Here is a 20,114-nt window from a genome sequence, read left to right as displayed (position 1 = left end):
TTACTGCCCTGCTAACTTCCACGTGGACTGATTGCAAGCAGGGCGCGGCCTCATCAAATTGTTGCCAGAAGGACTCAAACTTGCCAAATGTTCGATTTTTGCAACATTCAGGCCGCAAAACGGTTCAAACCACCAGATAAAGTGTGTATGCCTACAACCACGCCACCTGCCAGTTGGCGAACCGAGGGGAACTATGCAGGACATTCTCTATACGCACCGTTTCAAAACAGTGCTTCAGCACAGCGTTGTTGAATTGGGACTTACCCTCTCAATGGACGACGAAGGCTCCGATATTTCACTTGCGAAAAACGAAGCCCTGATCCGAGAAACTGCATCCAGCCTTGGCATTAAAGTAAACTTAGAAAGAGCAGGGTCGACAACGACCGCAGTATTTTACCGGTAGAGACCTCTTGGGGGAGTAATTATGTCACCGATTAACAGCACTAGACCAAATACCCTTAACAACAGCAATTTGAAAACACCACAAGGCACACGACAAACCGAGTGTAAGTCAGAGTTTCGCCGCTCCGCCTTGATCGCAGCATTGGCCTTTGTGGCCGTTGGGGCCGTCTCCTACATCGGGCTACAAAAGATTACGACCGCGCCCGCAGAGCCCGTCGTCCAAACGGCTGAAACTTCGCCAAACGCGGCACTTTTGCTGGCCTTGGAGTTGTTGCTAGAACGCGAGAAAGAAACCGCGCGCCAAACCGAAGAACTTGCCGCAACCAACGCAGCATTGATCGGAACACCAGTGGCACCAACAGCGCCCAGTGCAACCCTATCAGCCCCTATTGAGACCGCAGCAACCCAGGTGGCGCTTGCCACTACCGATGAAGGCCACGACACCACGGCGCATGACACACATGCAACGCCGGTCGCCGCAGCCACAAACTGCTACGACGAAGTTGTGAACACCGCCAAGGAAGCGACGATCTTCTTCCGCGTTGGCAGCGCCACGTTGACACCGGAAGACACTCCGAAGCTTCGCAAACTCGGAGCTTTGGTTGCGGATTGCCCTGACGCGCTTGTCCACGTCACCGGCCACTCTGACGCCAGCGGTGACGACACCGTCAACATGACCCTTAGCTGGCAACGCGCCGACAACATCGTAGCTGCTGTCGCCGCCCTTGGCCTCGACGCGTCACGCTTCGAGGCTGTTGGCTTTGGTGCCCGTTCCCCATTGTCGCAAGGCGGGGCTTCTGACGAAGACCTGAACCGCCGCGTAGAGTTTATGATCGTTCGCGACCACCACTAAGGCGCGCGCGGCCCCCAAATCAGGAGCAACGTGTCATGCAAAACCTCATCGTTCTACTCCTCGCCATGACAGCGAGCGGCGCGATTGGGTTCTACCTAGCCCGTGAACGCTACATGGTGAGCGACGGGGCCAAGCGACGAATGGCAAATAGCGCCTCCCGCCTCCGCAGGCGGGTTCGGGATGCGGAGGACGCCAGCAAACGCCTCAAAGTGAAACGCGGCCAAGTCCAAAGGCCGCAGCGCACGAAGTAACCTCAAGACAGATAAGGCCCGACACGCACATGCGTATCGGGCCTTTTTCATTCAATCACCTGCGCGGCAGGTCTTAGATCGAGATGGTCAGCTTGGTCGGCTGCTCAAGTGGCAGGTCTTGAAGCGCATCCAGCAGGGTTGTGACATTCACCGTTTCAGGGTTGATATCTGTCGTCGCGAAGTAGCGCAAAAATACCTTGCGGCTCTCCTCGTCCATACCCTGATGGAGCGCCATAGCGCTGTCGGGGAACATACGCTCATATGCGTCGCCAAAGGACAGCAAGATAAGCCTGTCGTGGCGGGGATCGCGGGCGATGCGGGCGTATAGCTCTGACACTTCCACACGGCCGCCCTCAATCACCTGAACATAAACCCCATCATGCGTATGGAGCAGGCCGGTCAGGTTGTGCATCTCATTGCTGCGCTCACAAGCATCCACAAGCGCAGTAACGTCCACATCTCTGGATGGGTTTCGTTGGCTGTAATAAACAAGACGGGTGAGGTTCATATTGCCCTACTTAAAAATCGTTAATGCCCCCCAATAGGGCCATGGGGCCGCAAAGGCAATCTCAAGTGACGCGCCGCGCGATGGGTATCTCCCCCGAGGCGGGCCTTCACAAATGAAAAACGCCGCCTCAACCAAATGAGACGGCGCATTCTAACCTGCAAAGCAGATAAGATGTCTTAAGCGGCCAATGCGGCTTTCGCTTTTTCGACCACTGCCGCAAATGCGTCAGGCTCGTTCACAGCCAGATCGGCCAGAACTTTACGGTCAACTTCGATGCCGGCCAAGGACAGGCCGTTGATGAAGCGCGAGTATGTCAGCGCCTCGTCGATTGCACGGCAACCAGCGTTGATCCGTTGGATCCACAATGCGCGGAAGTTGCGCTTGCGATTCTTACGGTCGCGGGTCGCGTATTGGTTCGCTTTATCCACCGCTTGGCTGGCAACGCGGAAGGTGTTTTTGCGACGACCTTGGTAGCCTTTAGCGGCTTTGATGATTTTCTTGTGGCGGGCGTGGGTTACGACGCCGGAAGTAACTCTGGACATATCAAATTCTCCTTAGCGCGCGTACGGCATGTATTTTTTAACGATTTTCTCATCTGCTGCGCAGAGGATCGTTGTGCCACGGGCGGTGCGGATAAACTTGGTAGAGCGCTTGATCATACCGTGGCGTTTGCCTGCTTGACCAGCTTTGACGCGGCCAGAGGCCGTCATCTTGAAGCGCTTCTTAGCGCCTGATTTCGTCTTCATCTTCGGCATTTCCATCTCCTCAAAGATCGAGTGGTGTTGCGCGCGACTCGGCATGCCATTCGCCGGACGCGCGGGTTGAGCGCGCTTCGTATTGGTAAAGCGCAGGTAATGCAAGCCTTGTAACTAAGCTTGTGGCCGCTTTAGCGCACAAACCCCGCAACGACGGATGTAAACACGTTCGGCAGGTCCGAAACCTCATAACCGCCCGGGGCGTTATACACCGCATAGACGATCATGCCGCCCGAGATAACAGCTGCGATCGTCGCCACCCTAGGCGCGCTCCCATCAAGGAACGCGGAAAGGATGGCGGGAATGGTCAAAACACCAATCACGATGCCCAGCACAAGTATTAGATCGTAATCCAAATCGGCCTCCTACAGCTAGGATAGCCGAGGTTTACTCTGGGTCGACGCTGTAAATCAACCTTTCGTCGCAAGGTGCTACGCGAAGGATATTGGTTGTGCCTGTTTGGTTGAACGGCACACCGGCGGTTACAACGATCTGATCCACGGCTTCTGCAAAACCGTCTTCACGCGCCACACGGGCCGCGCCGACAACAGCGCCCTTAAAGCGGTCAACCGCAGACGTTTGCACACAGTGCGTGCCCCAGCTCAGCGCCAAACGACGAGCGGTGCCGATAAGTGGCGTCAACGCGATGATCGGAACATGCGGACGTTCGCGCGAAACCAGCGCGGCTGTGGTCCCCGATTGGGTAAAGCAACAGATCGCCTTAATGTCGGTTGTCTCAGCGATTTCGCGTGCCGCAACAACGATACTATCAGCTACGGTGGTTTTCTTGCCGCCACGTTGAGCAGCGATGATGTCTTGGTAGTTCGCGTCGTTCTCGACCTCGATTGCCACGTTGTTCATCGTGGTCACGGCCTCAATCGGGAAGCTGCCAGCCGCAGATTCAGCGGACAACATGATCGCGTCAGTGCCTTCATAGATGGCCGTTGCCACGTCGGAGACTTCCGCGCGGGTTGGCATTGGGCTGTCGATCATCGATTCCAGCATCTGCGTTGCCACGATGACCGGCTTGGCCACCGCACGGCAGCGACGGATCAGGCGCTTCTGGATTGGCGGCACCGCATGCACCGGCAATTCAACACCGAGGTCGCCACGGGCAACCATGATGCCATCAGACACCGCCAAAATTTCGTTGAACGCTTCAACGGCCGCAGGCTTTTCGATCTTCGATAAAACTGCCGCACGTCCAGCCGCCAATTCGCGGGCCTCGTTCACATCCTCTGGGCGCTGCACAAAGGACAACGCCAACCAGTCGACGCCAAGTTCGCAGACAAACTCCAAATCTTTGCGGTCCTTCTCGGACAGCGCTGCGAGCGGCAGCAACACGTCCGGCACGTTCACACCCTTACGGTTGGAAATCGTACCACCCACAACAACTTCGCAATTGGCGAAATCTTTGCCGCAGTCTTTCACCTTCAGGCGAATTTTGCCGTCGTTCACGAGCAGGCTAGAGCCTGCCTCTAGTGCCGCGAAAATTTCTTTGTGTGGCAGTTGCACGCGCTTCACATCGCCTTCGGCCTCATCAAGGTCCAGACGGAACGGCGCGCCGACTTCCAGCTCTTCCTCGCCATTGGCGAACACACCAACGCGCAGCTTTGGCCCTTGAAGGTCAGCCAGAATTGAAATCGGGCGGCCAACATCTTTTTCGATTTGGCGGATAATTTGGTGGCGCACGCGGATTTCGCTATGCTCGCCGTGAGACATGTTCAGGCGGAAAACATCAGCTCCGGCCTCGAACAATGCGCGGATCATTTCGTAGTCGTCGGAGGCTGGCCCCAAGGTTGCCACGATTTTTACGTTACGTAGTCTTCTTTTCATTTCCGTCCCTCGGCCATCAAATGTTAGCGGTAGCATATGACGGGTTTCACCCAGAACCGCAACTAGCCCTTCTGGGCAATCAGGGTTATTGTGCACCAAATTGCGACGAACATCGCGCCCAATCTCAGCTTACCGCTACAAATTTAGGCGATCCGCCCCTATCTAAGGCTTGGCCGGTCGGGCCATATGAGATGCAGATGCACATGAAGGAACGAAGACTATGGACGCCCAAACCAAACTAGAACTGGAAGCCGCAGCGTTTCGCACCATGCAAGCACATTTGCAGCGCCGCACGGACGTTCAAAACATAGACATGATGAACCTCACGGGCTTTTGCCGCAACTGCCTAAGCCGCTGGTATGAAGAGGCCGCCAACGAGCGCGGCATTGCGATGTCCAAAGAAGAGGCCCGCGAGGAATTTTACGGCATGCCCTTCAAGGAATGGCGCGACCTCTACCAGTCAGAGGCCAGTGACGCCCAAAAGGCTGCATTTCAAGTTGCTCACAAGGATGCAACTTGATGTGATTGGGCAACCTGTCCAGCAAATGCTATGATCCCGTCAAAAGGAGACACGTTATGAAACACATTCTTATCGCTGCCCTTATTGGTACGTTCGCACTGCCCGCAGCGGCGAATAACCTAACGCAGTTGCAACGTGGCGCCCAAGTCGCGCTACACAACTATGGTTATCACGATGTTGACGTCACAGAGCTGAATACAGCGCAACTGGCGCAAATCCGGCATCTAGCTGGCAGCGGCAAAGGCCACGGCGACATTCGCGGCTCTATCGGCGCGGTTGTTCGCAACGGCATCGTAAACTTCCTGCGCGGATAAGCCCATGTTTAAGCCAGCACTTATAGTAACAGGACTTGCCTTAGCCGGGTTGGTCCTGCCTGCGTCTGCGGCCCCGAACGCTCAGTTGGTAAATTCCGTACAACAACGGATGAACGTTCTGGGGTTTCGCGATGTGGACGTCAGCCAGCTTACCAGCCATCAAATCGTAGCGCTGCACCTAAAGCTGCAAGGGCCATCCAACTCCGGCATCCGTAAAAAGCAAGACATCAGGGCCATCCTTCGCTGGGATGGCCGAGAACGCAATCATTCGGTCGACAAGACGAATTAAAGCGCCTGCTTCCTGCTTTCATCTAGATAGATTTCGCGTAGACGTGCCGCCGACTTACCCGGCTTGCCGTCGCCCAACATAACACCGTCAACTTCCACAATCGGCATAACGAAGGTCGAGGCTGAGGTGATAAATGCCTCATCCGCGTTCTGCGCTTCTTCAATGGTGAACGGGCGTTCTTCAATCTGCATCTGTGCCGCTTCGGCGTAAGCCAGAACCGCCGCACGCGTGATGCCATGCAGGATTTCAGAGCCAAGGTGGCGCGTGATGATTTTGCCGTCCTTAACGATATACGCGTTGTTGGAGCTGCCTTCGGTCACATGGCCGTCCTCGACCAACCACGCATCATCCACACCGGCGGCCTTTGCCATCATCTTCGCCATGGATGGGAAAAGCAGCTGCGTGGTCTTGATGTCGCGGCGCGCCCAGCGCTGGTCGTCGACCGAGATCACCTTCATCCCGATATCAATCTTAGGGTTATTCAACAGGTTCGCTGTTTGGGTAAACAAAACGATTGTGGGCTTCACATCCTCGGACGGGAACGCGAAGTCACGATCGCCCGGATTGCCGCGCGACACTTGCAGGTAGATCATGCCTTCCTTCAACTCGTTGCGCTTCACCAGCTCGCGGTGAACCTCCAACAGGTCTTCGGTCGAGATCGGGTTTTGCATCTGCAACTCGTCGAGCGAGCGCTGCAAACGAGCGGCGTGTCCGTCAAAGGCAAGGATCTTGCCATCAAGAATAGAGGTCACCTCATAAACCGCATCCGCGAACAGGAAGCCGCGATCAAATACCGAAACCTTGGCCTCTTCTTCGGGCAGGTATTCTCCGTTTACGTATACAATGCGGCTCATGTGACTATCCCCATAGCTCGGGCTTGGGCGCGTGGACCCCAGCCTCGTCAAAATTCAAAGGTTCTATGCGGTCTTCGGCCAGAAGAAGCGGCCCGTCAAGGTCAGTGTAACCGACGCCCTGCGCTAATATCGTCGCAGGGGCCATCGCCAGCGACGATCCCACCATGCAGCCGACCATAACACCGTAACCCTGTGCGATGCCCGCGTCCTTCAGGGCCAAGGCCTCGGTCAGCCCGCCGGTTTTATCCAGCTTGATGTTGATCACATCATATTTGCCCTTCAACGACGGCAAGGAGGCGCGGTCATGGCAGGCTTCATCGGCGCAAACGGGTAGTGGGCGCTCGATCTCGGCCAGCATGTCGTCCTGGCCTGCTGGAAGTGGCTGTTCCACCAGTTTTACACCAAGGCGCACCAAATGCGGCGCCAGCTCGGAATAGACCTCCGCCGACCAGCCTTCATTGGCGTCGATAATGATCGGGGTCTCAGGTGCACCACGGCGGACGGCCTCTAGGCGAGGCATATCGTCTGGCGTGCCCAGCTTGATCTTAAGCAAAGGCCGGTGGTTATGCTTGCGCGCACTGGCCTCCATCGCGTCAGGCTCGCCCAAGGACAACGTGTAAGCGGTGATTTCAGGCTTCGGGGCTGGCAGGCCCAACATGTCCCATACGCGAACGCCTTTTGACTTGGCTTCCCAATCCCACAACGCGCAGTCAACGGCGTTGCGCGCGGCCCCTGCGGGCAGCGCACTTTGCAATTCGACACGCGTAAGTTCTGAAGGGAGGGACAAGATTTCCTCGATCACGGAATCCAGCGTCTCGTCGTAGCGGGCATAGGGGACGCATTCGCCCTGCCCTATGATCCCGCCACGATCAACGCGCGCGGTCAGGACTTCAGCTTGCGTGCGAGAGCCGCGTGAGATGGTGAACACCTCCGCCAATTGGAACACATCCTTGGTCACGGTAATGCTCATGTCGCGGCCCTCCCTTTTGCTTTTCTACACAGCTTCCAACGCGTCCACGAGGCGTTCAGCCCCAAAGCGGTAGGGGTCGGTCGTCGGCAGCCCCATGCGGTCTTCGACCTCCTTGAGGTAGCTACGCGCCTCATCTTCACCCAAGTGTTGAGTGTTAACGGAGATGCCAGCCACGACACAAGCAGGGTTCGCCACACGCGCCATAGCAAGGGCCGTGTCGCGAAGGGTTTCCAACTCTGGCTGCTGATAGGTCGGCAAACCACGCATGTGTTCGCGCGTTGGCTCATGGCACAAGATCAGCGCATCAGGCTGGCCACCGTGGATAAGCGCCATGGTCACACCGGAATAGGATACGTGGTAAAGCGAGCCCTGACCCTCAATGTGGTCCCAGTGGTCCGCGTCATTGTCAGGTGTCAGATACTCAACGGCGCCCGCCATGAAATCCGCGATAACCGCGTCCAAAGGCACACCGCCGCCGGTGATCAAAATGCCCGTTTGACCCGTTGGGCGGAAGGTGGATTTCATGCCGCGTTTGGTCATCTCTGCGTCGATGCAAAGGCCCGTGTACATTTTACCAACGGAGCAATCCGTACCCACAGCAAGGCATCGTTTGCCTGTGCGCTTGATGCCCGTGGCAATCGGATAGGCGACGGATGGGATGCGCACATCGTGCAAGGTGCGGCCGTGTACCTTTGCCGCGCGTTGAATTTCGTCCTCATCGCGCAGCAAGTTGTGCAAGCCTGACGCAATGTCATAGCCAAGCGCCAATGCCTCGACCAACACAGCTTTCCACGCGTCCGAGATCACGCCGCCACGGTTTGCCACGCCGATCACCAGTGTTTTCGCGCCTGCGTCCAAACCTTCTTGCAAAGTCATGTCGCTAAGGCCGACGGTGGCGCCGCAGCCTTCCATGCGGAACTGGCCAACTGCATTCTCTGGGCGCCAGTCTTTGATCCCTTGGGCCACTTTTGCAGACAATGCATCTGGTGCGTCGCCGAGGAAGAGGAGGTATGGTGTCTGGATCATGGCAGTTCTCCGTATGGGTGCTGATTTTCAACCACCATAGGAGTTTAGGGCAGGTATTTTTTCCTTGAAGTTCCACGCCACGAAAAGTGATTTCGAAGAAATGCCGACTTTATCGCCCAAAGTTAGAAGATTTCACCATTCATCCCAGATCACTCCAGATATCTTCGGCCCAAGACTTGATTTGCAGCGCTTCCTCCCACCGATTTGAAAGCTCCCGACCATCAGCGCCCGTCATGGCGTATTCTGGTGGGCCAAGTTCGCACAAGAAGATGCAATCCCCGTCTGCGTTGCGGCTTTGCCAGCTGGTCATCCCCTCGCGCCACCAGCCTTTGAACAGCTCGACCCATTTTTGATGCTGTGGGAAGCTCAGCGGCAATTGTATCTGCTGGCGCGATGCAACCCGCCCCTGAAAGCTGTCGGAGCGTTCCAGCACGCGCGAAATCAATCCCATGTCGTGATCCGACAATGGATACCAAAACTCGCGGTCGACCACATAATGGGACAGGTCTGCGCAGACCCGCATCTGAGGGATACGGTCCAACAATTGCAGCATCGTATAAAGGTCATTGGTGATGCAATTGCGGTGCGTCTCGAACTGAATGGGCACACCGATTTTGTCCGACATCTCCATCCACGTCTCGATCACGGGGACCATGTCATCAAGGGCGACGGGCATAACCTGCCCGATCACATCCACAAAAGGAGCGTCGAAGTCCTTGGCCATTTTCAGCGTATCTTCAAGGCTGTCGATCGTTTTGGGGAAAGCCACAATCAGTGGCGTGAGGTTGTTGCGCTCCATATGCGGGCGCACCGCATGCGCCACTTCGACGTCAGATGCGCCCAGATCAATCGCCATACCATCATAGCCCGCACCGGCCACCATTTCGCATATCTGATCGTAGGGCAGCTTCACGCCCGTTTGATCATGCGGCTGCATCGCCCAAAGCGAGGTGTAAGTCTGTAGCCTCCTCATTCCGCTGGGATCCGTGCGGAGCGGCCACCGGATAACGGCACGACCCAAACCTCATCCATCGGGTATTGGCTTTCGTCCTTCGCCATCAGCTTTGAGATCACCTCTTTTTGGAACTCGATCCAGCCCATGCGGTGCACTTCACCGGCTTCGGCCTCGATCTTGGCATTCAATTCGCGCAGCTTCCAGAACGGCACGGCGGGGAACACGTGATGGGCCGTGTGGTAGGGCATTTGCCAGCACAGCCAACGGATCACGGCATTGGTGCGGGTGGAACGGGTGTTCTCCAGAATGTCATCCTCGTGGCTGAGCCCCAAATGTTCGATCGTGTTTTGCAATTGATGGATCGGCTTGCTCAGCACCATGGGCAACAGCCAAAACGTAACGGCAATCCAAGTGCCCCCAGCCAGTGAGGCAATGGCGATGAGCAGATACAGCGCCAAATGAACGCGCGCCTCTTTGATGACCTTGGCCTCTTCTTCCGCGCGAATGTAGGGTTCCAGAATAATGCCACGCGCACGGCGGATGTTTCCAACGATGCGGTTGCGCCAATAGGTAACCCCACTCAGCCACAGCAGGTAGGTTGTCAGAGTATAGGGCTCGCGCATCAATTCGCCGTCGCGCTCCCAATCTTGGGTGTAGGTGTGATGGGCGAAGTGCATCACCTGATCAAAGTCGCGCGGGAAAAGTTGGATGAAGCCAATAATTCGCCCGAACATCTCGTTCAGGCTGCGGGTTTTGAATACTGTGGCGTGGCTCAATTCATGCTGCGCGGCGTAAAGGAAGTTCAACAACACCCCAAGCGCCAACCCCGTCAGCCAGACCCAAACTGTCCCCATGGCTTGCGCATGAAGGATCACCACAACTGCGATTGCGCCGATGTGGCTGGCCATCTGAAGGCCGCCCATTACATCTGAACGCTCGTTCAGCGCCCGCAATTCCTGCGGTGTGACAAGCTTGCGGCGCGAAAAGCTGGCTTCCATGTCTTCATTCCCTAGATCATTGGTCAGGGGAGAGTTTGACCCGCATTATTCCTCATGTCATACGATATATGTTCAAATATCACATGAGTTTTTTTCATATGAATATTCCATCCACATCCTCCCTACAGGCCCTGGCAACCTTCGCCCGTCTGGGAAGCATCACCGCCACGGCGGAGGCCTTGTCCGTCACCCAATCCGCCATCAGCCATAAATTAAAGGCGCTTGAGGAGCAGCTTGGCTTTCCCCTGATGCGCCGAGAAGGGCGCGGGGTGCGTTTGACCGAACGCGCGAGACATTATGTGGCCGAAATTGCCCCCGCCTTGGACACATTAGCGCGGGCCTCGCAAACGCAGGCGCTGTCCGGTTCCCTAACTTTAAATGTTGCGTCGGGATTCGCCGCCAGTTGGCTGGCCCCGCGCATTGGCGGTTTTCTGGCCAAGCACCCCGGAGTGGCCTTACGGATCAACACCCCGCGCCGCTACGGCGATCTGGGCGAGTTGCGCAACGATCTGTACATTGGCTTCCTGCTGCCCGAGGAAGTGCCCGTCAATTCGGTCAAGCTGATGGACGTTGGCTTCTTCCCTGTGGCCGCCCCCTCGATGATGAGCGGGCAAACCACTTCGGACGTCGAGGGCTTGGTGCAGCTGCCATTCCTGCACCTCGACAACAGGCAAGATTGGCAGCGCTGGCTTGTGGCCGCGGGAGGCGAGGCCCCATCCGACGCGGGCGTCGTGTTTCAAGATGTGTTGATCATGGAAATGGCCACCAAAGCGGGCCAAGGCGTATCGTTAGGAGACAACTTAACAAGTCGCGCCGCCATGGATCGCGGCGAGTTAATGCGGATCCATCCGTTCGAGCTAGCTTCCGCTCGCGCCTATTGGTTGGTTCGTGGCAAGGCCCCGCCTAGCGAAAGCTCAAAGGCCTTTGAGCAGTGGTTAACCGCCGAGATTTAGGATTTGGCGATCAGCCCAACAGGGGCCGCCTCGTCGCGTACGAAATCCAGCGCGGGGTGACTTGCCGTTGCTGTATTGCGTTTGAATTCGAACACGACCGTATCGCCATCAAAGGACGTTGCCACAACCAACGCTTGATACAGATGCCGCGCACCATCGAAGATATCGACAAGCCCCCGCAGTCGTGGGGCTTTGTCTTTCTCGATCGTAAAATGACTGCCGGTGAGCTTCACCAAAGGGATCAGGTCATCGCCAGATCGTATCCGCAGTCGCGTCTTTTTCTTGTCTGCTTTCAGCCTCGCGGCAGCAAGGCCATCCACGATTTCTTTGGGCAAATACTCGATCATGTCAGCGATTCCCTCCGCTTCCCCTGCAAGGATAGTGGAACGCTAAACCGTTAACATCAAGTTTTTACGACAGTTTTACGAAGCTTTAACGACAGGACGCAGCACATGCGGCATTGTTGGATCATACAGCGCGCTGTCTCGGAAATCCTTCACCTCGCCCAAAGCGGGCCCCACAAGGATCAGTGCCGTACGTGTCAATTTCTCCGCACGGACCTTCTTGCGGATGTCTTTCAACGTACCGCGCAGGAACAACTCATCGGGCCACGACGCCCGATACGCCACCACCACGGGGCAGTCTTCGCCATAGTGAGGGATCAAAACCCGCTCAATTTCGCGCAACGCCCTGATGCCCAGATGGATCGCCAAAGTTGCACCTGTGCGCGCGAAGTTGTCCAAGGTCTCCCCCGCCGGCATGGAAGTGGATTCCATAGACACACGCGTCAACACAATCGATTGCGCGATTTCGGGGATGGTCAACTCCTGTCCCAATGCCGCCGCCGCTGCCGCATAGGCTGGCACGCCGGGGATGATCTTGTAGTCGATGCCTTCGGCTGTCAGGCGGCGAATTTGCTCGGCGATGGCCCCGTAGAGCGACGGATCGCCCGAATGCACCCGCGCCACGTCTTGGCCCTTGGCATGTGCCGCCATGATCTGCGCGTGGGTGTCGTCCAATGTCATCGGCGCCGTGTCCATGACCAAGGCCCCCTCGGGCGCGCCGGCCACGACCTCCTCGGGCACCAGCGAACCTGCGTATAGGCACACAGGGCAGCGCGCGATGGTTTTCTGCGCCTTAAGGGTCAGCAATTCAGGGTCACCTGGCCCTGCGCCAATGAAGTAAACGGTCATGATGAAGTTCCTGTTTTAGCAAGATCGCCGTCGATCTTTCGCGCATAGCCGCGCGGTGTGTACATACGCGGGCCTTCGCCCAATTGCGCCAGTTTGGAGTGGCTGGAGCCGATCAGAACGACCGTGAGCATGTCGACCTCGTCGACCTCCAACTCGTCCAAGCGGCGATAACGCACGTGCTCCTCTGGGCGCCCCAAGGACGACGCCAGCATGACTGGCGTATCGGCGGGGCGGTGTTCTAGCAAGATGTCGCGCGCCTCGGCCAGCAATGTGCGACGGCGCATGGAGACGGGGTTGTAGAAGGCGATCACGAAGTCGCCCTCCGCCGCCGCATGCAGGCGTTTGATGATGTCCTCGCGCGGGGTCAACAGGTCCGACAACGAGATGGCGCAGAAGTCGTGCCCCAATGGCGCACCAGCGCGGGCCGCAGCCCCTTGCAACGCGGATACACCGGGGGTGGAGACCACTTCCACGCGGCGGGCGGCATCCGTAACCCCAAGCTCGTCAGCGCTGCGATCGAGTAGCTCAAACACAAGCGCCCCCATGGCGTAGATGCCCGCATCACCCGAGCAGATCAGCGCCACGTTGCGCCCCTCGCCCGCGCGTTCCAACGCGTAGCGGCAACGATCTTCCTCGCCGCCCAACGGGAAGTCGGAGCGCTGCTTGCCGTAGGCCAAGGGTCCGAGCAGATCAATGTAGAGCCCGTAGCCTACCAGTTCTTCAGCTTCATTCACCAGCTGCGACGCCTCTGGCGTGCGCCACGAATGCTGCCCCGGCCCGATGCCGATGATCGACAGCTTGCCACGCGCACGGCCACGCAATTCGGTGATCGGTGCGGGGGCCAAAGCCACGGCACAGGTTGCGTTCTTGGTCTTCTGTTTCGGCGCAACAAGCGTTGCGTCATCCCCAGCGCCCGCCAGTGCGGCAGCCTCGGACACGCCGTGCGTGCCCACTTCTGCAAAGACCACATCGGACGGGTTTTTCAGGCGCGGGGTTTCAGCTTCCAATGCTTCGGCGTCGAAAACCCGAACCGGAATATCGAATGCACGCGACAAGGCATGAACGGCAGGCTCGTCGGCCTTCAGGTCCAGCGTGTAGATTGCCTTTAAGGCGGCGGGCGCAATATTGGCGTCACTTAAGGTTTTGGTCACCAAGTCGTGCAATTCTTCAGGCGCACAGTTGCGCGCGCAGCCGACGCCCAAGGTGACTTGTTGCGGGTGGAACACCAAATCAGCACTCGCGGGTGCTGTCGTACAAGTGATGCGTACGCCGTCACCTTTTGGCAGGTCAGCCAACCACGGCGCGTCACCATCCACGGTTGCCCCCTCGCCCGACAACAGCTTGGCCATGGCTTCTTTGGCGTTCTCGGGATTGGCAAGGCGGTAGCCCAATGGCGGCTCGTCCAGCGCCACGCCCAAGGCCACATCCCCTGCCGTGGTTACTGCGGCAGTGGCGTCCATGGCTTTCGCGATCAAAGCCGCCATACGGTTCGCCCCACGATGGCCACCTAACAATGGCACCACAACCGCGCCATCGTCCGAGACGGACAACACAGGCGGCTCGGCGGTTTTATCGGCCAGCACAGGGGCCACGGCGCGGATCAAGATGCCCGACGCACAGACACCCACCACAGGTGTGCCCGCTTGGAACAACAGGCGCGTGTGGTCCAGCGCGTTGGCAAAGAACACATCCGCCACATCAACGCGGCCCTCGCGGCCATGCACGGGGGCGTCTAGCAGTTTGGCGACGCGGTGCGCAGTGGCCTCGCCTGCGCGGTTGAGGCACAGGACTACGGGTTTTACAGCCATGGATCGGCCCCTTTGGTCAGCAGAATTATGGAAAAATACGGTGCCTTTTCAGGCGCTTCGGACAGCGGTAACACCACCTCCTCGGGCAGAGTAGCCCGCTCGACATACATGGCCTGATCCGTCAGTCCCAGATCATCAATCACGGCGCGGATTTTGGGCAGGTGGCGGCCGACCTTCATGATGACGACGCTTTCGGCCCCATCAATGCGGCTGCGCAATTCGGCCTCCGGCAGCGGGCCGGGCAGCACTGTCAGGCGTTCATTGCGGGCGGCCAACGGCATGGCGGCGCGGGCGGCGCAAGCGGTCACGGAGGTCACACCGGGAATGATCTCGATGTCATAGGCCGAGGTCAGGCGTGCATGCAGATACATGAAGGAGCCGTAGAAAAACGGGTCGCCCTCGCACAGGCACACAACGTCTTCGCCTGCGTCCAGAATAGCAGCGATTTCCTGAGCGCCCGCATCATAGGCGTCTTGGGCAGGCTGGCGCTCCGTGCTCATTGGCACATCCATGCGAATTTCGCGGGTGCCGTCCTTGATTAGTCCTGCCGCAATGGCGCGTGCAAAGCTGTCCCCCCCCGCAAGGGTCGGGTAGGCGATGGTCGTCGCGCCCTCGATCAAACGCGCTGCTTTCAGGGTGATCAGCTCGGGGTCACCTGGCCCAAGGCCCACGCCATACAAGGTGCCGCTCATCGTTTCACAAGGCTCCATTGTGTGACGGTCATCGATGGGCGCCATCCGGTCAGGCGGCCCACGGGTTCAGCCCGCTGGACGCCAATCTTGACCAATTCGCCGCCGTGCTTCTTGTGCAATGCGATCAAGATCGCCTCGCTTTCCAAAGTCACAGCATTGGCCACCAATCGGCCAAGTGGGCGCAGGTTGTCCCATGCGATGTTGAAGACCTCCTCGCTAAGGCCGCCCCCGATGAAGATCGCGTCCGGTGCCTCCAACCCCTGCAAGGCTGCGGGCACTTCGCCCTCGATCAATTGCAACTTCGGCGCACCCAAGGCGAGCGCATTTTCAGCAGCCATTGCGCGACGATCTGCGCGGGGTTCGATCCCCAACGCGCGGGCGTATCGCGCCGCTCGCATCCACTCAATCGCAACCGAGCCGGAGCCAGTCCCGATGTCCCACAGCAGCGCCCCGCGCATCGGCATCAGCTTGGCCACTGTGGCCGCGCGCACTTCACGCTTTGTCATGGTGCCGTCGGAGCGAAACAAATCGTCACTCAACCCCGGCACGCGCGGCAGCAACGCCGCGTCCTTAGCCGCGACGCAAAGCACGGCGAGTGTGTTGAACGCGGGCACCTCATGCGACCAATCGGCGGCGGTCCCGTCGAAGCGTTGCTCTTTGTCCCCGCCCATAGAGGCCAGCACGGTCATCTGCGACTGACCAAAGCCGCGCTCGGTCAGGAATTGTGCGATCTGCGCGGGCGTCTCCGCGCCGGTTGTCAGGATAATCAGGCGTTGGTCCGGCTGGATAAACGCCACCATCTGATGCACGGGTCGCCCATGTACGGTCAGGGTCTCAACGTCCGCAAGGCTCCAGCCCATACGGGCGGCGGTGAGCTGAAATGCGGAGAGTTGCGGGTGGTAGACGATCTGGGACGGATCAATCGAGCGCCCGATGCGCGCCCCCACCGAGAACCACAGCGGGTCACCCGTCGCCAGCACCACAACGCGTTTGCCTTTGTGGCTTTCCAAGGTCTCAATCAGCGCATCAAAGGGCGATGGCCACGCCACGCGGGTCGCATTTGCATTGGTAGACAGTTGATGATGGCGATCCCCGCCGATGATCACTTCCGCCGTTTCCACCACTGCGCGGGTCACGGGGCTGAGGCCGTCCATCCCGTCCTCGCCGATGCCGACGATATGGAGCCATGCGTCGCTCATGATTGCACCTCTGGCAGGCCAGCGGCCAAGGCATTCACCGCCGCCGACGCTATGGCGGAGCCACCTTTGCGCCCACGAAGGGCGACGAAGTCACAGCCTCGTGGGTTGGCGGCCAATTCGGCCTTGGATTCAGCTGCCCCGACAAATCCAACAGGAAAGCCGAGGATCACGGCAGGTTTGGGAAAGCCCTGATCGATCAGCTCCAACAAATGGAACAACGCTGTGGGTGCGTTGCCGATGGCCACGACCGCGCCTTCGATATGCGGCTCCCACAGCTCCACGGCGGCGGCGGATCTGGTGTTGCCAATCGTAGCCGCCCGGTCCGGCGTGCTGGGATCATTGAGGGTCACGATCACCTCATTATCCGACGGCAAGTAGCGGCGGATGATGCCCGCGCCAACCATTTCGCAATCGCACAGGATCGGCTTACCCTCAGCAAGGGCATGATGCCCCGCGTAGTAGGCCGTGTCGGTAAAGGACAAGCGGTCCGCAATTTCGACCATGCCGCAAGCGTGGATCACCCGCACCGCGAGACGATCCAGCCCGTTCGGGAAACGGTCCAAACTCGCCTCCGAGCGCACGGTCTCGAAGCTTTGCGCATAGATCGCGGCTGGGTCTTTTACGTAGGGGCGCATGGGCTAGATTTTCGCCTTGCGCGCAGACTCTGGGCCATGCGGGTGCATGGCATGAGGGTACGGCGCGTGGTGGTGGTCGTGATCATGGTCGTGCCCATGCCCGTGACCGTGATCATGCGAATGATCGTGGCTGTGGTCATGGTCGTGATGGTGGTGGTGATGTCCCGGCAATTCCAAGCGGCACATCCCTGTGCAGAAGGTATCGCATCTGTCGCAATCCTCTACGTTGGAGCCGGGGGCGTGTGCGCCTTGGCCCTCCACGTGGTGGTGGTGCGATTCCTGAACGGCGCCAACCTCGCCCTCGAACCCGAGAACCTGCACGCGGTATTTGCACAGCACGCAAGTGGGCGGCGGCACGTCCCCAAAGGCGGCGTGATCTACAGGCGCGATGTGCTGCACCTCTTCACCCTCAATAGCCAAAACCTGTGTGCGGTATTGGCAAATGCCACAGTTGGGGGGCGGGTTGCTTCCAATCTGCTCGGTAATGCGTTCGGCGAAAGTTTCCAGCACTTGTGAATGATCGTTCAGATAACCCGCTTTGACGAACTCAATATCGGGGTTCTGGGCTGCAACCTGATCCGTGAAACCGTAGATGCGGTCGATCAGGATGCCTGTGAACAAGAAGTATGGGAACACCACGATGCGCTTGTACCCCAGCTTGGCGGCGTGGGTCAGGCAAGGCTCAACCAGCGGGAAGGTCACGCCGGAATAGCCAACCTCGACCCAGCCAAAGCCCATACCTTCGTGCAGCATCCGCGCGATTTTGGAGACGTTGCCGTTGGCGTCCGGATCAGACGCGCCGCGCCCGATGACCACAAGGCAGGTTTCCTCGTTCGGGACATGCTCCACCGCATTCGCGGCATCAACGGCCGTCTGGATGCGCGCACCGGCGGCAGCGATCATCTTGGGGTCGACGCCCAACTCGCGGCCATAGCTGATCTCGATGTCATGCTTGGCAGCATAGGTGTTAAGTACGGTTGGGATGTCATTTTTGGAGTGCATCGCGGCGAACAACATGCCCGGCACGGCCAGAATTTTGTCGCAGCCTTGTTCGCGCAGTTTATCAAGCCCGTCGCGGATCACTGGATTGGCGAACTCAAGGTAGCCGTATTCCACCGGCCATTCAGGCGGCAAGTAGCTTGGTAGCTTCTCCGCCAGAACCGAAAACTGGTCCACCGCCGCCTGAGAGCGAGAACCGTGACCGCAGATCATGACACCAACTTTGCTCATGCCGCTTCCTCTTCCAGCTCTTCTTCGTGTTCGGCGTCTACTTCTTCAGCATCCTTTTTGCCCTTTAGGACACCCCAAATGGACACGGCCACCGCAGCCCCCAAAGCGGCCCCCGCGACCCAATGGTCGTGGCCCGCAAATTCGCCAAGGTGCCCGACATGCGCCGAGGCTGAGGTTGCTGAAAACAACATGGTTAAGGTGATAAATACTCGGGTCATTGCCGTGCCTTCCATCCAAACTTCCATAGGGGAGAGATTGGGGCAACCGCCCGCTCCATGACGATGCAACCGGTGGATCCCCTATCTGGGTCGATCCGAAGGCCGCCAACCTCTCTGGGCAAAAGCCCTCGTCATGAGTCGCAGGTATATGGGGCGGCGGTGCTTCCCGCAATGGCATTGAGCGTCGCGCCGTGGTCCGAATGCGTCGTCTCGCGCAGTTTCTGTGCATATTTGCGAGGTGACGCAGGGCCAATCGGGCGCTACCAAAGCATACCGACGCATGGAGGATTGGTTTTGGGACAACTTGTAGACGGCACATGGCACGACACTTGGTATGACACAAAATCAACTGGCGGGGCGTTCAAACGCACAACCGCAGGCTTCCGGAATTGGATTACCCCCGACGGCGACTTCCCTGCCGAAGCCGACCGGTATCACCTCTACATCTCTCACGCCTGCCCATGGGCGCACCGCGCATTGATCTTTCGCAAGCTAAAAGGTTTGGAGGATTTGATCGATGTCTCCGCCGTACATCCCGACATGTTGACGGATGGCTGGACCTTCGAGAAAGACGAACATGGTGCCACCGGCGACCAGCTTTACGGCCTGCCATTTGCCCGCGACCTTTACACCAAGGCCGATCCCGGTGTGTCGGGCCGCGTGACCGTGCCGATCTTGTGGGACAAGCACAGTGAGACCATCGTCAGCAACGAATCCTCCGAGATCATCCGCATGTTCAATTCGGCCTTCGACGCGTTGACCGGAAACACGCTGGATCTATGGCCCGAAGACCAGCGCGACGCCATCGAGCAGGTGAATGAGCGCATCTACAACACCGTGAACAACGGCGTCTACAAAGCAGGCTTCGCCACATCGCAGTCCGCCTATGACGCGGCCGTGGGGCCGCTATTTGAATGTTTAGACTGGCTGGAAGACCGCTTGAGCGACAACCGCTACCTCATGGGGGGCGGCATCACCGAGGCAGACTGGCGCTTGTTCACCACCTTGGTGCGTTTTGATCCGGTCTACCATTTGCATTTCAAATGCAACCGTAAGCGGATCATCGACTACCCGAACCTATGGGCCTACACCCGCGAGTTGTATCAATGGGACGGCGTCGCGGAGACGGTGAATTTCAATCACATCGTGCGCCACTACCACTACAGCCATGAGACGATTAACCCCAACCGCATTATCCCGACCAACCCGACGTTGGATTGGCAGGAACCGCACGGTCGCGGGTAAAAGCGGGCGTAGAGTGAAACCTTACCTTGCGTGGTATTCGACCAAGGCCGCCAGGTCTTCGGGCTGGGTATTTTGTGGGATCATAGCGCAGGCGTTGGGCATGAAGTTGAAAATCGACCCATCCGAGAAAAAGCTGTTGGACGAGACGCAGACAATCTTAGCGTTCGGCTGGCGAAAGCTTGCGTAATCCGCAATGGCCGAGGCGTCCCCGACGCTCGGATCAAGCTTAAGGTTAACAACCAAAACGTCGAAATCCTGCCCGCGCAAGAATTCCTCAGCATCTTGTTGACTATGGACGAGGGTGACCCTGCATCCAAGCCGCGCGACATGGTCGGACCAAATCTGGCCCAGCCCGCTTCTGCATTCTACAATGAGAACATTCATTACTTTCTCCGACCAATGGCGAGGAT

27 protein-coding genes are annotated in these 20,114 nt (G+C 58.3%); 8 read left to right on the top strand and 19 right to left on the bottom strand.

Going from position 1 to position 20,114, the window contains the following annotated elements; translation table 11 throughout:
- The first annotated feature begins 193 nt into the window (after positions 1-193).
- From ABJN86_RS09195 to ABJN86_RS09185, 3 genes are read left to right on the top strand one after another with little or no spacing between them, the layout of a single operon-like run.
- The gene (locus ABJN86_RS09195) at positions 194-403 is read left to right on the top strand and encodes a hypothetical protein (RefSeq protein ID WP_348366521.1); all 210 of its coding nucleotides are present in this window, start codon (positions 194-196) and stop codon (positions 401-403) included.
- Positions 404-424: 21 nt separating this feature from the next.
- Positions 425-1,255 carry an OmpA family protein gene (locus tag ABJN86_RS09190; RefSeq protein WP_348366519.1) on the top strand — a complete coding sequence of 277 codons (831 nt, stop codon included), beginning with the start codon at positions 425-427 and terminating at the stop codon, positions 1,253-1,255.
- Between the two features lie 35 nt (positions 1,256-1,290).
- A complete protein-coding gene (locus ABJN86_RS09185; protein ID WP_348366517.1) occupies positions 1,291-1,506 on the top strand; it encodes a hypothetical protein in 216 nt (71 codons plus the stop codon).
- Positions 1,507-1,579: 73 nt separating this feature from the next.
- Here the strand turns inward: ABJN86_RS09185 and ABJN86_RS09180 are convergent, their stop codons facing one another.
- From ABJN86_RS09180 to pyk, 5 genes are all read right to left on the bottom strand, one after another.
- On the bottom strand, positions 1,580-2,014 hold the full coding sequence (locus ABJN86_RS09180; RefSeq protein WP_348366515.1) for a BLUF domain-containing protein: 435 nt from the start codon (positions 2,012-2,014) through the stop codon (positions 1,580-1,582).
- 176 nt (positions 2,015-2,190) lie between these two features.
- On the bottom strand, positions 2,191-2,556 hold the full coding sequence (gene rplT, locus ABJN86_RS09175) for a 50S ribosomal protein L20 (RefSeq protein ID WP_348366513.1): 366 nt from the start codon (positions 2,554-2,556) through the stop codon (positions 2,191-2,193).
- Positions 2,557-2,568: 12 nt separating this feature from the next.
- Positions 2,569-2,769, bottom strand: coding sequence for a 50S ribosomal protein L35 (gene rpmI, locus ABJN86_RS09170; RefSeq protein ID WP_298259700.1), 201 nt, complete (start codon positions 2,767-2,769; stop codon positions 2,569-2,571).
- Positions 2,770-2,900: 131 nt separating this feature from the next.
- Positions 2,901-3,125, bottom strand: a complete 225-nt coding sequence (locus ABJN86_RS09165; protein ID WP_348366511.1) for a hypothetical protein — start codon at positions 3,123-3,125, stop codon at positions 2,901-2,903.
- 31 nt (positions 3,126-3,156) lie between these two features.
- The gene (pyk, locus tag ABJN86_RS09160; protein ID WP_348366509.1) at positions 3,157-4,605 is read right to left on the bottom strand and encodes a pyruvate kinase; all 1,449 of its coding nucleotides are present in this window, start codon (positions 4,603-4,605) and stop codon (positions 3,157-3,159) included.
- A 220-nt stretch (positions 4,606-4,825) separates the two neighbouring features.
- On the opposite strand from pyk, the gene ABJN86_RS09155 reads away from it, so the two are divergent.
- From ABJN86_RS09155 to ABJN86_RS09145, 3 genes are read left to right on the top strand one after another with little or no spacing between them, the layout of a single operon-like run.
- Positions 4,826-5,125: a DUF1244 domain-containing protein gene (locus tag ABJN86_RS09155; protein ID WP_348366507.1), complete on the top strand. Its 300-nt coding sequence runs from the start codon at positions 4,826-4,828 to the stop codon at positions 5,123-5,125.
- A gap of 56 nt (positions 5,126-5,181) precedes the next feature.
- A complete protein-coding gene (locus ABJN86_RS09150; RefSeq protein ID WP_348366505.1) occupies positions 5,182-5,439 on the top strand; it encodes a hypothetical protein in 258 nt (85 codons plus the stop codon).
- Between the two features lie 4 nt (positions 5,440-5,443).
- Positions 5,444-5,728 (top strand): hypothetical protein, encoded by a 285-nt coding sequence (locus ABJN86_RS09145; RefSeq protein WP_348366503.1) that lies wholly within the window; start codon positions 5,444-5,446, stop codon positions 5,726-5,728.
- On the opposite strand, the gene ABJN86_RS09140 is transcribed toward ABJN86_RS09145, so the two are convergent.
- The 5 genes from ABJN86_RS09140 to ABJN86_RS09120 all read right to left on the bottom strand — a co-directional run bounded on the left by ABJN86_RS09140 (position 5,725) and on the right by ABJN86_RS09120 (position 10,531).
- Complete coding sequence (locus ABJN86_RS09140; RefSeq protein ID WP_348366501.1) at positions 5,725-6,582, bottom strand: D-amino-acid transaminase; 858 nt, start codon at positions 6,580-6,582, stop codon at positions 5,725-5,727. The two genes, ABJN86_RS09145 and ABJN86_RS09140, sit on opposite strands and share 4 nt — an antisense overlap.
- A 4-nt stretch (positions 6,583-6,586) precedes the next feature.
- On the bottom strand, positions 6,587-7,552 hold the full coding sequence (dgcA, locus tag ABJN86_RS09135; protein WP_348366500.1) for an N-acetyl-D-Glu racemase DgcA: 966 nt from the start codon (positions 7,550-7,552) through the stop codon (positions 6,587-6,589).
- A 24-nt stretch (positions 7,553-7,576) separates the two neighbouring features.
- Positions 7,577-8,578, bottom strand: coding sequence for an N-acetyltransferase DgcN (dgcN, locus tag ABJN86_RS09130; protein WP_348366498.1), 1,002 nt, complete (start codon positions 8,576-8,578; stop codon positions 7,577-7,579).
- Between the two features lie 139 nt (positions 8,579-8,717).
- A complete protein-coding gene (locus ABJN86_RS09125) occupies positions 8,718-9,551 on the bottom strand; it encodes a sugar phosphate isomerase/epimerase (RefSeq protein WP_348366497.1) in 834 nt (277 codons plus the stop codon).
- Positions 9,548-10,531 carry a fatty acid desaturase gene (locus tag ABJN86_RS09120; RefSeq protein ID WP_348366495.1) on the bottom strand — a complete coding sequence of 328 codons (984 nt, stop codon included), beginning with the start codon at positions 10,529-10,531 and terminating at the stop codon, positions 9,548-9,550. Before ABJN86_RS09120 ends, ABJN86_RS09125 begins: the two co-directional genes overlap by 4 nt.
- A gap of 98 nt (positions 10,532-10,629) precedes the next feature.
- Between ABJN86_RS09120 and ABJN86_RS09115 the strand changes: the two genes are divergently transcribed.
- The gene (locus ABJN86_RS09115) at positions 10,630-11,484 is read left to right on the top strand and encodes a LysR substrate-binding domain-containing protein (protein WP_348366493.1); all 855 of its coding nucleotides are present in this window, start codon (positions 10,630-10,632) and stop codon (positions 11,482-11,484) included.
- Here the strand turns inward: ABJN86_RS09115 and ABJN86_RS09110 are convergent.
- From ABJN86_RS09110 to ABJN86_RS09075, 8 genes are all read right to left on the bottom strand, one after another.
- Complete coding sequence (locus ABJN86_RS09110; RefSeq protein WP_348366492.1) at positions 11,481-11,831, bottom strand: hypothetical protein; 351 nt, start codon at positions 11,829-11,831, stop codon at positions 11,481-11,483. The genes ABJN86_RS09115 and ABJN86_RS09110 overlap by 4 nt on opposite strands.
- Positions 11,832-11,906: 75 nt before the next feature.
- Positions 11,907-12,677: a precorrin-4 C(11)-methyltransferase gene (cobM, locus tag ABJN86_RS09105; protein ID WP_348366490.1), complete on the bottom strand. Its 771-nt coding sequence runs from the start codon at positions 12,675-12,677 to the stop codon at positions 11,907-11,909.
- Positions 12,674-14,485, bottom strand: a complete 1,812-nt coding sequence (gene cobJ / locus ABJN86_RS09100; RefSeq protein WP_348366488.1) for a precorrin-3B C(17)-methyltransferase — start codon at positions 14,483-14,485, stop codon at positions 12,674-12,676. Before cobJ ends, cobM begins: the two co-directional genes overlap by 4 nt.
- Positions 14,476-15,177, bottom strand: a complete 702-nt coding sequence (cobI, locus tag ABJN86_RS09095; protein ID WP_348366486.1) for a precorrin-2 C(20)-methyltransferase — start codon at positions 15,175-15,177, stop codon at positions 14,476-14,478. Before cobI ends, cobJ begins: the two co-directional genes overlap by 10 nt.
- Entirely contained in the window at positions 15,174-16,376 is a 1,203-nt protein-coding gene (gene cbiE / locus ABJN86_RS09090) for a precorrin-6y C5,15-methyltransferase (decarboxylating) subunit CbiE (protein WP_348366484.1), read from the bottom strand. Before cbiE ends, cobI begins: the two co-directional genes overlap by 4 nt.
- Positions 16,373-17,011 carry a precorrin-8X methylmutase gene (locus tag ABJN86_RS09085; protein ID WP_348366483.1) on the bottom strand — a complete coding sequence of 213 codons (639 nt, stop codon included), beginning with the start codon at positions 17,009-17,011 and terminating at the stop codon, positions 16,373-16,375. Before ABJN86_RS09085 ends, cbiE begins: the two co-directional genes overlap by 4 nt.
- 3 nt (positions 17,012-17,014) lie before the next feature.
- On the bottom strand, positions 17,015-18,241 hold the full coding sequence (locus ABJN86_RS09080; protein WP_348366482.1) for a sirohydrochlorin chelatase: 1,227 nt from the start codon (positions 18,239-18,241) through the stop codon (positions 17,015-17,017).
- Positions 18,238-18,459, bottom strand: coding sequence for a DUF6732 family protein (locus tag ABJN86_RS09075; protein ID WP_348366480.1), 222 nt, complete (start codon positions 18,457-18,459; stop codon positions 18,238-18,240). The genes ABJN86_RS09080 and ABJN86_RS09075 overlap by 4 nt, the downstream gene beginning before the upstream one ends.
- A gap of 294 nt (positions 18,460-18,753) precedes the next feature.
- Here ABJN86_RS09075 and ABJN86_RS09070 point away from each other — a divergent pair, with 294 nt between their 5' ends.
- Positions 18,754-19,704 (top strand): glutathione S-transferase family protein, encoded by a 951-nt coding sequence (locus tag ABJN86_RS09070; protein WP_348366928.1) that lies wholly within the window; start codon positions 18,754-18,756, stop codon positions 19,702-19,704.
- 21 nt (positions 19,705-19,725) lie between these two features.
- On the opposite strand, the gene ABJN86_RS09065 is transcribed toward ABJN86_RS09070, so the two are convergent.
- Positions 19,726-20,088, bottom strand: a complete 363-nt coding sequence (locus ABJN86_RS09065) for a hypothetical protein (RefSeq protein ID WP_348366479.1) — start codon at positions 20,086-20,088, stop codon at positions 19,726-19,728.
- Positions 20,089-20,114: the final 26 nt, after the last annotated feature.

Source organism: Litoreibacter sp. (assembly GCF_039974535.1).
Classification (GTDB): Bacteria; Pseudomonadota; Alphaproteobacteria; order Rhodobacterales; family Rhodobacteraceae; genus Litoreibacter.
Note: the sequence above shows the minus strand (reverse complement) of the source record. Positions and strands in the feature narration are given on the sequence as shown.

Excerpts from the sequence above, each read along its gene's own strand:
- ABJN86_RS09195 (WP_348366521.1), top strand. The coding sequence starts at position 194 with ATGCAGGACATTCTCTATACGCACCGTTTCAAAACAGTGCTTCAGCAC.
- ABJN86_RS09190 (WP_348366519.1), top strand. The coding sequence starts at position 425 with ATGTCACCGATTAACAGCACTAGACCAAATACCCTTAACAACAGCAAT.
- ABJN86_RS09185 (WP_348366517.1), top strand. The coding sequence starts at position 1,291 with ATGCAAAACCTCATCGTTCTACTCCTCGCCATGACAGCGAGCGGCGCG.
- ABJN86_RS09180 (WP_348366515.1), bottom strand. The coding sequence starts at position 2,014 with ATGAACCTCACCCGTCTTGTTTATTACAGCCAACGAAACCCATCCAGA.
- rplT (WP_348366513.1), bottom strand. The coding sequence starts at position 2,556 with ATGTCCAGAGTTACTTCCGGCGTCGTAACCCACGCCCGCCACAAGAAA.
- rpmI (WP_298259700.1), bottom strand. The coding sequence starts at position 2,769 with ATGCCGAAGATGAAGACGAAATCAGGCGCTAAGAAGCGCTTCAAGATG.
- pyk (WP_348366509.1), bottom strand. The coding sequence starts at position 4,605 with ATGAAAAGAAGACTACGTAACGTAAAAATCGTGGCAACCTTGGGGCCA.
- ABJN86_RS09155 (WP_348366507.1), top strand. The coding sequence starts at position 4,826 with ATGGACGCCCAAACCAAACTAGAACTGGAAGCCGCAGCGTTTCGCACC.
- ABJN86_RS09150 (WP_348366505.1), top strand. The coding sequence starts at position 5,182 with ATGAAACACATTCTTATCGCTGCCCTTATTGGTACGTTCGCACTGCCC.
- ABJN86_RS09145 (WP_348366503.1), top strand. The coding sequence starts at position 5,444 with ATGTTTAAGCCAGCACTTATAGTAACAGGACTTGCCTTAGCCGGGTTG.
- ABJN86_RS09140 (WP_348366501.1), bottom strand. The coding sequence starts at position 6,582 with ATGAGCCGCATTGTATACGTAAACGGAGAATACCTGCCCGAAGAAGAG.
- dgcA (WP_348366500.1), bottom strand. The coding sequence starts at position 7,552 with ATGAGCATTACCGTGACCAAGGATGTGTTCCAATTGGCGGAGGTGTTC.
- dgcN (WP_348366498.1), bottom strand. The coding sequence starts at position 8,578 with ATGATCCAGACACCATACCTCCTCTTCCTCGGCGACGCACCAGATGCA.
- ABJN86_RS09125 (WP_348366497.1), bottom strand. The coding sequence starts at position 9,551 with ATGAGGAGGCTACAGACTTACACCTCGCTTTGGGCGATGCAGCCGCAT.
- ABJN86_RS09120 (WP_348366495.1), bottom strand. The coding sequence starts at position 10,531 with ATGGAAGCCAGCTTTTCGCGCCGCAAGCTTGTCACACCGCAGGAATTG.
- ABJN86_RS09115 (WP_348366493.1), top strand. The coding sequence starts at position 10,630 with ATGAATATTCCATCCACATCCTCCCTACAGGCCCTGGCAACCTTCGCC.
- ABJN86_RS09110 (WP_348366492.1), bottom strand. The coding sequence starts at position 11,831 with ATGATCGAGTATTTGCCCAAAGAAATCGTGGATGGCCTTGCTGCCGCG.
- cobM (WP_348366490.1), bottom strand. The coding sequence starts at position 12,677 with ATGACCGTTTACTTCATTGGCGCAGGGCCAGGTGACCCTGAATTGCTG.
- cobJ (WP_348366488.1), bottom strand. The coding sequence starts at position 14,485 with ATGGCTGTAAAACCCGTAGTCCTGTGCCTCAACCGCGCAGGCGAGGCC.
- cobI (WP_348366486.1), bottom strand. The coding sequence starts at position 15,177 with ATGAGCGGCACCTTGTATGGCGTGGGCCTTGGGCCAGGTGACCCCGAG.
- cbiE (WP_348366484.1), bottom strand. The coding sequence starts at position 16,376 with ATGAGCGACGCATGGCTCCATATCGTCGGCATCGGCGAGGACGGGATG.
- ABJN86_RS09085 (WP_348366483.1), bottom strand. The coding sequence starts at position 17,011 with ATGCGCCCCTACGTAAAAGACCCAGCCGCGATCTATGCGCAAAGCTTC.
- ABJN86_RS09080 (WP_348366482.1), bottom strand. The coding sequence starts at position 18,241 with ATGAGCAAAGTTGGTGTCATGATCTGCGGTCACGGTTCTCGCTCTCAG.
- ABJN86_RS09075 (WP_348366480.1), bottom strand. The coding sequence starts at position 18,459 with ATGACCCGAGTATTTATCACCTTAACCATGTTGTTTTCAGCAACCTCA.
- ABJN86_RS09065 (WP_348366479.1), bottom strand. The coding sequence starts at position 20,088 with ATGAATGTTCTCATTGTAGAATGCAGAAGCGGGCTGGGCCAGATTTGG.